This window comes from Hymenobacter agri (genome assembly GCF_054778495.1).
Window position 1 is genome coordinate 1 of record NZ_BAAGZM010000069.1, and the last position, 12,822, is coordinate 12,822.

The following is a 12,822-nucleotide window of genomic DNA, read 5'->3' on the forward strand; positions in this document are numbered from 1 at the left end:
GAGGTCGGCGGTGATGGCGGCTTTGGTGGCCAGGTCGGTGCGCTGGCCGGCCAGCAGGGCGGCCGGGTCGCCGGGCAGCACGTTGAAAAGCAGAAACACCGTGCACGCCACGCCCACCAGCACAAGCAGGCCCTGGCCTAAGCGACGGAAGATGAAGGGAAGCATGAATCAGGAATAAACAATAATGCAAAAGAACGTCATGCTGAGCGCAGCCGAAGCATCTCGCGTGTGGTAGTAATTCAATCGTTGAACAGTCTTGAATACTATTGCACGCGAGATGCTTCGGCTGCGCTCAGCATGACGTTTTGGGTTCGTTCTTTCCCGGCGCCTTACTGCAGCTTCTCCTCTACTTTCCCGATGCTCGGAATGTCGTGGTAGTGGTACTTGCCTTTCACCACGCCGTCTTTCAGCAGCAGGAAGCCGGGGTTGGAGCGGATGATGGACTTGAGCACCGTGGCATCGGCGTAGTAGTAGGGCACGGCCAGGTTGGCGCTGTGCCGGAACACATCGAACTCGGCCGGGCTGCTGCTCGTGATGACCAGCGGCGTGATGCCGCGGCGCGAGGCCTGGGCATCGGCCAGCAGCTTGTTAATCTGGGTGTAGCGGTCGCGGTCGGCCTTGTCCACGTCCTGAATGATGAGCACCAGCTTGTTGCCGCGCAACAGCTCGGGGGTGTAGTCGCCCTCGTCGTTCCAGACTTTGAAATCGGTGATTTTGGGACCGTCTTCGGGGTTGAGAGCCGTCATGCTTTTGTAGGTCCAGGTCGAGTCGGGGTAGGTGGTGAAGTCCTCGGTTTTGCCGTTTTTCTCCATCGTGTACGAGTAGCGCAGCGGGGCGCGGGCCTTCATCAGCTCGCCGATGTTGTTGCCCACTTTGTAGGGCAGGAAGTCGAAATACGGCAGGTGGCCCAGCGCCCGCACGCCAATGCCGATGGCAATGGCCGAGATGAACGTCATAGTCATTACCCCAAACGTACCCTGCACAAACGCGTGGCGCAGAAAGCGTTGGTGCGTGAACACCACGCCCCACAATACCAGCAGAAACAGGTCTTTGAAAAACGAAGTCCAGGGCTTGAGCTTGATGAAATCGCCGAAGCAGCCGCAGTCCGTCACCTTATTGAAGGCGGCCGAGTAGAAGGTGAGAAAAGTAAAAAACACCAGCAGGCCAAACAGCGCCCACAGCGTGATGCGCAGGTGCCAGCGCAGCAGCAGCGCCGCCCCCAATATCACCTCGGCCGAGCTCATGAGGATGGACATGGTGCGGGCAATACCCTTGAACCACAGGAAGAAGCCGCCAATACTGGGCAAGTCGGTGGCAAATACCTCGAAGTATTCTTCGAGCTTATAAGCCGTGCCCACCGGGTCGTTCAGCTTGATGAGGCCGGAAAAGATGAACAGCGCACCCAGCAGAAACCAGCATACCCGCGTGAGGGTGCGCAAGGGGTGCGGAGCAGGGGCAACGGCGGCAATAGAGTTCGGAACGGACATAGAGAGCAAAGGTAAGCCGGGGGCGAAACGCACCCGCCCCGCGCAAGGTTGGCCCTAAAGGTCGGGCGGGCCGCCCAATCTGCCAACCCCGGCCTACCGCCTGGCCACCGCCGCCGCGTAGCCGCTCCGGGCCAGAAACGCCTTGGCGTCGCGCACGTTGAGAATGTCGGCCAGGGCCTGCTTCTTGTCGGGCTGCTGGTTGTAGTAGGCCTGCACGATGCGGTAGCCCACGTAGTAGCCCAGGTCGCAGGGTTTTTCGGGGGTTTCCTGCTGGCTGTTGGCAATCCAGTTGTCGGGGTTGGTGCCGAGCATTTCCTTCTGAAAATCGGCCCACAGCTCCTTTTCGTGGGCGTTGCCGTAGGGGTGCAGGCGGGCGTTGGTGATGTGGCCGGTCACGAGCTCGGCCACGAAATCGGCCATGCCCTCATTGAGGGCGTAGCTAAGCAGGGTGCCATCCTGCGGGCCCTGGTTGCGGTGCACCAGCTCGTGCACCATCAGCGAGGGCATGTTGGTTACGGGCTCGCAGCGGTTGCGCTGCACGAAGCTCAGCTCGGCGGTATTCACGCCGGGGCCGTTGGCAGTTTGGTCGGCCCCGATGAGCAGGCCGGCATCCGACACGGTGCCGCCCGACACCCAGCCACCCACCACGAAGTAGATGTTCTGGAAGCGCACCGCCGGGTACAGCTCCTGAAAACGCCGAAAAGCGGCCACGATTTTCGGCTTCTCGGTGGCAATGGCCCGCGTGGTAGCCTCGATGGAGTTGTAGTAATTGGGCCGCTGCAAAATCCACTTCGTAAACGTCGCGTCGTTCTTGATTTTCAGGTCATAGTAATCCTGCAGGCCCGCCGAGGCCTTATCGAAATATTCGCGGCGGAAAATGGCGCGGGCCTGCGCCGTATCGCGCCGGGCGGCGGCGTAGGCGGTCCAGAAATGGTCGATGTCGGTGGTCACCAATTTCACATCCCCGGGCCGGCGGATAATGGTTTTTTCCTCCAGCTTGCGCGCTTTGGCCAGCAGCTTGGGCCACTCTTTATCGGTATGCAGCAGGTCGAGGTCGGAATCGACGGCGATGTGGCTGGCGTTCACGTAGCCGGCATCGATGGCCTGGCGCAGGTGGGCCAGGGCGTTGGGGGCATCGTGCAGCAGACCGTAGTAGCAAGCCACGTTGTAGAGCGCCACGGCGCGGTAGCGGGGCTTCACGCCGGGCTCGCGCATCACCAATTGGTAGGCCTTGATGGCTTCGGGGTAGTTCTTCTGCTTGCTGAACTGCTGGGCGTCGGCCAGCAGCGCATCGATGCGGGTGGGGGTTTGGGCGGGAGCCGCCAGGGCCAGGCCCAGCAGCAGCAACAGGAAAAGGGGAAAGGATTTCATCAGAAAAAAGGAAAGGTGTGGCCGCCAGATGCATGGCAGCGGCCGGGCGTTGCCCCGGGGGTACCCTTCCTATGGCCAAACGTTACGCCTCGCCCCGCAAAATCAGCGCAAACACCGCGTAGTTCAGCATGTCGCGGTAGCTGCCTTCCACGCTTTCGCTCACCAGCGCGGCCCCGCCAATGTCTTCGAGCTGCTTCACGCGGTGCAGCTTCATCAGGATGAGGTCGGTGATGCTGGCTACGCGCATTTGCCGCCAAGCTTCGCCGTAGTCGTGGTTTTTGGCCAGTAGCAGGCGGCGGTTTTCGGCGGCTTCGTGGTCATAGGCTTCGGCTACGGCGGCGGGCGTCATGTCCAGCGGCGTATCCTTCGGCAGATGTAGCTGCATCAGGGCAATGAGGCAGTAGTTGATGATGGCCACGAACTCCTCGTTCACGTCGTCGGCCACGAGCTGCACGCCGGTTTCCTGAATGGTCCGAATGCGGTTGGCTTTGATGAAAATCTGGTCCGTCACCGAAGGCAGGCGCAGAATGCGCCAGGCCGTGCCGTAGTCGTGGGTTTTGGCCAGAAACAGGGTGCGGCAGCGGGCCAGCAGCAGGTCGTAGTGTTCGGGGGTTTCCAATGGGCGAATGAGTGAATGGGTGAATGGGTGAATGGGTGAATGATTCAACAACCCGGCAACGCCTTCACGGCCGCAAGTTCGCCCCGGCCGTTGAATATTGAGCCTGCTTTAGCTCCCGCCCATCATGCCCGCGCCCGCCATTCACTCATTCACCCGTTCACCCATTCACTCATTGCTCAGCCCCCACGGCCGCCTGCTCGACCTGCGCCGGCCGCAGGTGATGGGCATCCTCAACCTTACGCCCGACTCCTTTTTCAGCGGTAGCCGCGTGGCTTCCGAAAAAGACCTGCTCACCCGCGCCGAAGCCATGCTGCAAGCCGGCGCGGCCGTGCTCGACCTCGGCGCCTACAGCACCCGCCCCGGCGCCGACGACATTCCCGAAACCGAAGAAACCCAGCGCCTGCTGCCCGCCATCGCAGCCCTGCGCCGGGAGTTTCCGCAGGCGTTTATCTCGGCCGACACTTTCCGGGCCGGCGTGGCCGAAGCCGCCGTACACGCCGGGGCCGACCTCGTGAACGACGTGGGCGGCGGCACCCTCGATGCCGAAATGTTTGCCACCGTGGGCCGCCTGCGCGTGCCCTACGTGCTGATGCACCTGCGCGGCACTCCTCAGAACATGGCCCAGTTCACCGACTACGACGGCGACATCGTGCTGGAGCTGCTGCGCTACTTCCGCGACCGGCTGGCCCTGCTGCGCGCGGCCGGCGTGGTCGACGTGCTGCTCGACCCCGGCTTCGGCTTCGCCAAAACCGCCGCCCAAAGCCCCGAGCTGCTGCGCCCCCTGCCCGACCAGCGCATGCTGGGTTTGCCAGTGCTGGCGGGCCTCTCGCGTAAGCGGCTGGTATATGGGCCGCTGGGCTTGGGGCCCGAGGCGGCCCTCAACGGTACCACGGCGCTGCACATGGTGGCGCTGCAGGGCGGGGCCCGATTATTGCGGGCCCACGACGTGGCCGAAGCCCGCCAAACCATCGATTTATTCGCCCATACCTTTCCGGAAGCGGAATAAAGGCCGTAATTTGAGGGGCGGCGTGCAACTGTGGCCCTTCAACCTCTGTCATCCTGAGTGCAGCGAAGGACCTTATCACGTTGGAATAACTTATTCAGGCGTGATAAGGTCCTTCGCTGCACTCAGGATGACAAACACTTTCCTCTAATCCCTCCACCCCCGCCATGTCCGGCCCATTCCCCATCAACTTCCTGCATTTCGGCTGGATTGACGCGGCCGACGTGTTGCTGGTGACGGTGCTGCTCTACCAGCTCTATAAGCTGCTGCGCGGCTCGGTGGCGCTCAATGTGGCGCTGGGGCTGGTGTCGTTCTACCTGCTGTACTTGATGGTGAAGGCCACGGGCATGGAGCTGCTCACCAAGATTCTGGGGCAGTTTATGAGCGTAGGCGTGCTGGCCAGCATCATCCTGTTTCAGCAGGAAATCCGGCGGTTTTTGCTGAACGTGGGCAAGGCCACTGCCATCGAGCGCATGCGGGCTTGGACGTGGGGCCGCCCCACCGAGGCCGCCCCGCTGGCCGTGGGCCCGTTCGTGGAAGCCGCCAAAAGTCTCTCCAACAAGCTCACCGGCGCGCTCATCTGCTTCACGCAGGCTTCCGACCTCACGCCCTTTGCAGACTCGGGCGACCGGCTCGATGCCGAAATCAGCAAGCGCCTGCTGCTGGCCATCTTCAACAAAACCTCGCCCCTGCACGACGGGGCCGTGATTGTGGCCAACGGCCGCCTGCAGGCCGCCCGCTGCATCTTGCCGGTGAGCGAAAACCCCGACGTGCCTGCCTCGCTGGGTTTGCGCCACCGCGCCGCCATCGGCCTCAGCGAAATCACCGATGCCGTGGTGCTGGTGGTGAGCGAGGAAACCGGGGCCATGAGCCTCGTGCGCCACGGCGAGGTGCACCGCAACCTGCCCACCGGCGAGCTGCGCGCTCTGCTGAACGAGTGGCTGCTGAGCAGTGCGGCGCAAGCCAAAGCGGCAGTAGCCGATGGCGCGGCTTTGCCGGCCTGAAATACCCCTCTTTGCCTCGTGGCCGGCATAATGCCGGCCACGAGGCAGTTGTTTCCGAACGTGCTTTAGCGAATTGGGAGTCATGCCGTCATCCGTAGCTGGTCGGCACGGGTAGTTAGGCGTGTGCCGGGACGAGTCGGCTATTCAGTCATTAGCACAGGCAGGCTGAAGTATCGGCCGCACCTCTCCCATCATTTTCAGGAAGTATCTCATGCTACCCATGAGCTAATCAGGCAGCAGACCGGTAGCCAATGAAAACTCGGTTTAAATTCATTAATTATTATATCTTTAAATAAACTGACTCACAGCATTTTGCTGTTTTTTATTTATAATTTTTACAATAATTGAAATTATTATGCTGATAAAATTATCAATTATTCAAAATTATACTCCTAGTTTTGCATGCTTGTCAAATTCTGAGATTCAATTGAATTATAGAGCTTGCAGCGCTATTCATCCTTTATTTCTTTTTTCATGCAAAAACCTTTTTACTCACAAACCTCATCAGTAACAACACGTTCGGCCGCGGGGCTGCGTATGCTGCTGCTTACCTGCCTGCTGGCACTGGGGGCGCTGTCGTCGGCCTGGGCGTCGCACTTTCGCTACGGCTCGATAACCTGGCGCACGGTACAATCGGACGCTTCCAAGCGCACCATTGAATTTAAGGTGAGCCAGGCGTGGCGGTCCAGCGCTTTCGGCAACCCCACGATGAATTCGCGCGTGAGCACCGACGCACTTTCGTTTGGCGATGGTAGCAGTGCCGGCATCACGCTGCTAGTGACTTCGGTAGATGCCGCGGCCGACAACTTTTACGGCGAAACCACCATCACCCATACCTACGCCACTACCGGCAACTTCACCGCGTCGGTGAACGACTGCTGCCGCTTGGGCGGTTTGAGAAACAACAGTGGCGGCTCGTTTTACCAGAGCACGCTGGTAGGCGTGGGCTCGGGCAACAACTCGCCCGTTTCGTCGATGCCCCCCATCGTTAACCTGGCGGTTGGCCAGGCAGCGGCCACGTTCCAGCTAGCGGCCAACGACCCCGACGGTGACCCGCTGACGTACTCGTTGGCGTCGAGCGCCGACATGAACAACGCAAGCGTTAACCCCACCGGACTGTCGGTGAACCCCACCACCGGAGCGGTTACCTTCAACACTTCCAGCGCCACCATCGGCTCGCTCTACAACGCCATTCTGAAAGTGAGCGACGGCAAGACGTCCATTCTGGTCGATTTTCTGATTCAGGTGACGCGCGTCTCGGTGGCTCCGCGCTTCGACTACAGCGTGACGCCGACCAACGGCTACGTATACCAGGTTTCGCCGGGCACGCCGGTAACCTTTAGCGTGCGCGCTACCGACAGCGACGCGGGCGACATCGTGCGCCTGCAGGCACTTGGCATTCCGCCCGGCGCCGTGATGGCGCCGGCCCTGCCCACCACCGGCAACCCGGTGAACAGCACCTTTACCTGGACCCCCACGATGAGCACGCTCGGCACCAGTGTTGTCAACTTTGTGGCGCAGGACCTGCTGGGCGTGCAGTCGTCTACTTCGGTCACCATTCAGGTGAGCACCAAGCCCACGTTCGATACCCCCCCCACGCCCACGGCCGGCAGCTTCGTGCAGGTTACGCCAGGCACGAGCATCAGCCAACTGGTGCGCGCGTCGTCCATCGACCCGAACTCGCCGGTGCGCATTTTGAGCGCCACGGGCCTGCCCGCCGCCGCCAGCTTCTCGCCAGCCCTGCCTACCGCCGCCGCCAACCCCACCAGCACCACGCTGAACTGGACGCCCGTCGTGGCCGACTGGGGCCTGCACACGGTGATGTTTACGGCCGCTAACTCTTACAACGACCAGAAAACCCACAGCTTCGCCTACGTGGTGAACTCGGCGCCGTCGTTCCTTTCGACGCCGAACTCGCTCAACGTGGTGGCCGGCCAGCCCTTCCACTACAACATCATCACCACCGACCCCGACCTGCCCTACGGCGACGAGTTGGAGATTGAGCACCCCGTGCTGCCCGCCTGGCTGACGCTGACCGACAACGGCGACGGCACGGGCTCGCTCGACGGCACGCCCACCGTGGCCGAAGCCGGCGCCAACCCGGTAACGCTGGTGGCCGCCGACACCTACCACCACGGCGCCAGCTACGGGCTGATTACGCAGTCGTTCAGCATCAACGTGATTCCCTGCTCGGCTCAGGCCTTGGCCCACGATGTGGCCCTGACACTGGACGCCAACGGCCAGGCTGCGCTGACCGCCGCTCAGGTTGATAACGGCTCGACTGCCACCTGCGGTATTGCCAGCCTCACGGTTGCGCCCAACGCCTTCACCTGCGCCAACCTCGGCGCCAACCCGGTAACGCTGACGCTGACCGACAGCTACGGCAACGTGAGCACTGCCACGGCCATCGTGACCGTGACCGACGCCACGCCGCCGACCATCACGGCCCCGGCCGCGGTAACGGTGAGCACCGATGCCGGCCAGTGCAGCGCCTCGGGCGTGGCCCTGGGCACCGCTGTGGCGGCTGATAATTGCAGCGCCACGGTAACCAACGATGCTCCCGCGACCTTCGCCAAAGGCAGCACAACCGTGACCTGGACTGCCACCGACGCCAGTGGCAACACCGCTACGGCTACGCAAACGGTGACGGTGAATGACACCGAACTGCCCACGATTTCGGCCCCGGCCGCCGTGGCTGTTTCGACCGATGCCGGCCAGTGCTCGGCTACGGGCGTGGTGCTGGGTACTGCTGCGGCCGGCGACAACTGCACCGGCGTAGTGGTAACGAACGATGCTCCCGCAACTTTCGCTAAAGGCACGACGACCGTAACCTGGACCGCCACCGACGACGCCGGCAACGTGGCTACGGCTACCCAAGCCGTGACCGTGAATGACACCGAGAAGCCGACCATTGTGGCCCCGGCCGCCGTGGTGGTCTCGACCAACGCGGGCCAGTGCTCGGCTACCAATGTGGCCCTCGGCAGCGCTACGGCCGGCGACAACTGCACCGGCGTGGTGGTGAGCAACAATGCCCCGACTACCTTCACCAAGGGTATGACGACCGTGACCTGGACGGCCACCGACGCCGCCGGCAACACCGCCACGGCTACCCAGACGGTGACCGTGAATGACACCGAGAAGCCCGTGCTGATGGTGCCGGCCACCATCGTTGCCAACGCTTCGGCCAGCCAGTGCGGCGCGGTGGTGAGCTTCGCCCCTACCGCCACCGATAACTGCGCTGGCGCCACGGTAGTAGCCAGCCCGGCCTCGGGCAGCACCTTCCCCGTGGGCACCAGCACCGTAACCGTAACGGCCACCGACGCCAGCGGCAACGTGAGCACCGGCAGCTTCCTCGTGACGGTGAACGACGTGACGGCCCCGGCCGTGGCCGTGCGCAACGTGACCGTGGCCCTGAGCAACGGCGCTGCCTCGGTGACCGCCGCCCAAGTGAACAACGGCAGCACCGACGCCTGCGGCATTGCCAGCGTGGCCCTGAGCCGCACCAGCTTCGACTGCTCGAACATCGGCGCCAACAGCGTGACCCTGACCGTGACCGACATCCACGGCAACGTAGCCAGCGCCCCGGCCGTGGTAACGGTAACGGGCAGCATCCCCACCCCGACCATCACGGCTCCCGCTAATATGTACATAGGCGGACGCCCCACCATCTACATCGGCTACGGCGCGCAGAGCCTGACGCTGACGGCTGCGGGCGGCGTAAGATACGCCTGGACGCCGGTGGCCGGCCTGAGCACCACCAGCGGCGCTTCGACCGTGTTTACGCCCTCGGCCCAGGGCCTGTACACCATCGCCGTAACCGCCACCAGCGCCTCGGGCTGCACGGCCACCACCAGCATCAAGGTGTACGTGGAAGACGTGCGCTGCGGCACGCCCGGCAACCCCACCAAAGTGGAGGTGTGCCACAACGGCCACACTATCTGCATCGACAACAACGCCCTGAATACGCACCTGGGCCACGGCGACACCGTGGGCGACTGCACTCCGTTTGCCCGTCCGACCACGACGACGGTTATCACCGCCGCCCCGCTGCAGGCCTACCCCAATCCGCTCACCGAGCGTACCACTATCACCTTCCGTCCGGAAGTATCGGCTCCGGCCCAGGTGCGCGTGTTTGATGCTGTAGGCCACCAGGTTGCTACGCTGTTCGAAGGCACTACCGAAGCTGGCCGCGACTACTCGCTCTCGCTCGACGCCTCCCAGCTGGCCGCCGGCATCTACCTCTGCCGCTACGAAAGCCAGGGCCTGGTGCAAATCCAGCGCCTGTCGGTGGTGAAGTAATTCACTGACATCCTGCGCAATAAAAAAGCCCCTTGCCGATGGCAAGGGGCTTTTTTATTGCGAAACTTCAGGAGCCCGATGGCAGCCGGCTACGCCTTCAGCACGCCCAGCTCGCGGCCTACTTTGGTGAAGGCGGCAATGGCCTTGTCGAGATGCTCCCGCGTGTGGGCCGCGCTCAACTGCACGCGGATGCGCGCCTTGCCCTGCGGCACCACGGGGTAGTAGAAGCCCACCACGTAAATGCCCTCGTCGAGCATTTTGGCGGCGAATTCCTGGGCCAGCTTGGCGTCGTACAGCATCACGGGCACGATGGGGTGCTCGCCGGGCGTGATATCGAAGCCGGCAGCCGTCATTTTTTCGCGGAAGTATTTCGTGTTCTCTTCGAGCTGGTCGCGCAGCTGGGTGCTTTCGGTGAGGAGCTCCAGCACGCGCAGCGAAGCGCCCACGATGGCGGGCGCCAACGTGTTCGAGAACAGGTAGGGACGGCTGCGCTGGCGCAGCATGTCGATAATCTCCTTGCGGCCCGAGGTGAAGCCGCCCATGGCCCCGCCCAGCGCCTTGCCCAGCGTGCCGGTGATGATGTCGACGCGGCCCAGCACGTTGCGGTACTCGTGGGTGCCACGGCCGGTTTTGCCCAGGAAGCCCATCGAGTGGCACTCGTCAATCATCACCAGGGCCTGGTACTTGTCGGCGAGGTCGCAGATTTTATCGAGCTGCGCAATGGTGCCATCCATCGAGAACGAGCCGTCCGTCACGATGATGCGGTGGCGGGTGCCTTTGGCCTGGGCATCCTGCAGCTGCTTTTCGAGGTCGGCCATGTCGTTGTGCTGGTAGCGGTAGCGCTGGGCCTTGCACAGGCGCACACCGTCGATGATGCTGGCGTGGTTGAGCGCATCCGAAATAATGGCATCCTGCTCGTTGAACAGCGGCTCGAACACGCCGCCGTTGGCATCGAAAGCCGCGGCGTAGAGAATGGTGTCCTCGGTGCCCAGAAACTCGGCCAGCTTCTTTTCCAGCTCCTTGTGAATATCCTGCGTGCCGCAGATGAAGCGCACCGAACTCATGCCGTAGCCGTGCGAGTCAATCGTGTCTTTGGCCGCTTTGATGACTTCGGGGTGCGAGCTCAGGCCCAAGTAGTTGTTGGCGCAGAAGTTCAGCACTTCGCCGGCTTCGTTGGTTTCAATTTCGGCGCCCTGGGGCGAGGTGATGATGCGCTCCTTCTTGAAAAGGCCGGCGTCTTTGATTTCCTGAAGCTGCTGGGCGAGGTCGGGCTGGAGGGTGGCGTACATATAGTGGGGTGGTGGGGGTTGAAGATTACGAAGACAAAGGTCGGTTACGTAGCGCGGGCTACTGGTCGTCGGGTAGCCGCGGATACCAAGACCTGACCACTTCACATTTGGTATTGGGTAATAGCTGGTCAAATCTGTCGCACAGCACCGAGGTAAAAAGCAATGCTGAGCCATCGCATAAGTTGACTACTGTATAAGCGAAATTGAACTTGGTTCTGGTTGTGACGTGGCGAATCAGCTGCACTACGTCGGCAGTGTTATAGCTGATACTCGCATCATCGGTACCGTAAACAAACCGGTTTTCTTCCCGATAAAAAACCAGAAAGCAGTTTTTGTCATGCTGCCAGTACGACCACTGCAGCCGCAAATACACAAACGGAAATATTCCAGGTAGAAAAGCCAGCGGAAGGAATAGCAATACCCTCAATTCAAGTCCGGCAAAGCTTTCCCAGATTTTCCAGATAAAAAACGGTGGAATCCAGAAAGTAAGACAAGCTAACAGGGTGAAGTATATACTGTCAAAACCCCAAAACGCAGGCTGGAAGCTGACTACCGCCGGCGCTGGCTCATCCGCGGTCTGGATTGCCCGGTAAACCCGCCACATCAACAGGCCGAAAAGCAGCAGCATTGCTCCCAGCACGCTAAAGGCAAGTGTTAGGCTATGAGTCATTCTGTATTCGGCCGACTTTGTATCAGTCAGGGCATGCTTCAAAAGTAAGCCTGATTCGTTCGGTTAAAACTGCAGAATATGAGCTATGTACTTTCCTAAAACCAGCGAAAGCACGCGAGATGCTTCGGCTGCGCTCAGCATGACGTCCGTTTCCTAATTACTTATTAAAAAACGCCTGCGCGCCCTTGCGGCCGCTGTCCATCAGCTGCTTTTTCTGCGCGTCCGAAATGCGCTTGATTTTGGGGCTAAAATTCAGAAAGTCGATGCTGATGGTGCGCTGCCAGTCGGCGGGCTGCACGGGGTTGAGGTTTTCGAGGGCCACGGTGTAGAGCGCGCCCATGTAGGTGTTGAAATCGGTGATGTCGTAGGGCGCGAGCTGGCGGCGGGCGGCGACCGCACCATCCAGCGGAATCTGCTCGGCGCGGTCAAGGCGCAGGCCCAGGGTTTCGGGGTTGAAGACGTGGCCGTGGGCATCGGGCGGGCCCGCGAAGCCGGCCGGCAGGTAGCGCGGGAAGTCGAACAAATCGACGGGGTAGTTGGCCAGCAGGCCGCCATCGACGAGCACCTGCACCGGCTGGCCGGGCGCGGGTTCGCCGGTGATGACCTTATTCTCGGCATCGAGCAGCACGGCCCGGAAGTAGAGCGGAATGCTCATGCTGATGCGCACGGCATCGGCCACGCGCATGGTGGGGGTAGTTTCGTGGCTGAACACCTGCACCCGCTGCTGGGTGAGGTTGGTGCCGGTGGTGTAAAGGTCGCGGAAGCGGGTGGGCTCTTTTTGCGCTAGCTCGTGCAGCTCGCCCAGGGTAAGGTGCGCGTTTTTGGTTTTGCGGGCCACCAGCTCGCCCAGGTAGGTGCTGAACTCGTCGCCCCGGTACCAGCCGTACTGCGTGATGAGCCGGTGGGTGCCGCCGAAGAAAATGAACCGGCCATCGTTCAGGCGCTGCACGGGCGTGGCATTCACCACATCAATGATTTCCTGGGCCGAGTAGCCCACCGCCAGCAGCGCCGCCTGAATAGCCCCGGCCGAGGTGCCGCCCACCCGCTGCAGGCCCGCCAGCACGCCGCGCTGCTCCAGTT

Annotated in this window: 9 protein-coding genes and 1 pseudogene; 3 read left to right on the forward strand and 7 right to left on the reverse strand. The window is 61.8% G+C overall.

The genetic code is table 11. The features are described 5' to 3' along the window. The 4 genes and pseudogenes from ACYVDE_RS05990 to ACYVDE_RS06005 form a co-directional block, all read right to left on the reverse strand. A pseudogene (locus ACYVDE_RS05990) lies at positions 1 to 165 on the reverse strand (ABC transporter permease); the annotation flags it as partial. A 164-nt stretch (positions 166 to 329) separates the two neighbouring features. Beyond that, positions 330 to 1,487: a BT_3928 family protein gene (locus tag ACYVDE_RS05995; protein WP_460500576.1), complete on the reverse strand. Its 1,158-nt coding sequence runs from the start codon at positions 1,485 to 1,487 to the stop codon at positions 330 to 332. Positions 1,488 to 1,580: 93 nt separating this feature from the next. Then, the gene (locus ACYVDE_RS06000) at positions 1,581 to 2,858 is read right to left on the reverse strand and encodes a DUF2268 domain-containing putative Zn-dependent protease (RefSeq protein WP_460500577.1); all 1,278 of its coding nucleotides are present in this window, start codon (positions 2,856 to 2,858) and stop codon (positions 1,581 to 1,583) included. 82 nt (positions 2,859 to 2,940) lie between these two features. Then, the gene (locus tag ACYVDE_RS06005; RefSeq protein ID WP_460500578.1) at positions 2,941 to 3,477 is read right to left on the reverse strand and encodes a DUF1599 domain-containing protein; all 537 of its coding nucleotides are present in this window, start codon (positions 3,475 to 3,477) and stop codon (positions 2,941 to 2,943) included. A gap of 124 nt (positions 3,478 to 3,601) precedes the next feature. Here ACYVDE_RS06005 and folP point away from each other — a divergent pair, with 124 nt between their 5' ends. From folP to ACYVDE_RS06020, 3 genes are all read left to right on the forward strand, one after another. Further along, a complete protein-coding gene (gene folP / locus ACYVDE_RS06010) occupies positions 3,602 to 4,483 on the forward strand; it encodes a dihydropteroate synthase (RefSeq protein WP_460500579.1) in 882 nt (293 codons plus the stop codon). A 164-nt stretch (positions 4,484 to 4,647) separates the two neighbouring features. After that, entirely contained in the window at positions 4,648 to 5,484 is an 837-nt protein-coding gene (cdaA, locus tag ACYVDE_RS06015; RefSeq protein WP_460500580.1) for a diadenylate cyclase, read from the forward strand. A gap of 537 nt (positions 5,485 to 6,021) precedes the next feature. Beyond that, a complete protein-coding gene (locus ACYVDE_RS06020; protein WP_460500581.1) occupies positions 6,022 to 9,783 on the forward strand; it encodes an HYR domain-containing protein in 3,762 nt (1,253 codons plus the stop codon). An 89-nt stretch (positions 9,784 to 9,872) separates the two neighbouring features. On the opposite strand, the gene kbl is transcribed toward ACYVDE_RS06020, so the two are convergent. The 3 genes from kbl to ACYVDE_RS06035 all read right to left on the reverse strand — a co-directional run. After that, positions 9,873 to 11,072: a PLP-dependent aspartate aminotransferase family protein gene (gene kbl / locus ACYVDE_RS06025; protein WP_460500582.1), complete on the reverse strand. Its 1,200-nt coding sequence runs from the start codon at positions 11,070 to 11,072 to the stop codon at positions 9,873 to 9,875. A gap of 58 nt (positions 11,073 to 11,130) precedes the next feature. Next, positions 11,131 to 11,784 carry a hypothetical protein gene (locus ACYVDE_RS06030; protein WP_460500583.1) on the reverse strand — a complete coding sequence of 218 codons (654 nt, stop codon included), beginning with the start codon at positions 11,782 to 11,784 and terminating at the stop codon, positions 11,131 to 11,133. Between the two features lie 115 nt (positions 11,785 to 11,899). Beyond that, positions 11,900 to 12,822: patatin-like phospholipase family protein (locus tag ACYVDE_RS06035; RefSeq protein WP_460500584.1), on the reverse strand; the 923-nt coding region annotated here is incomplete at its 5' end.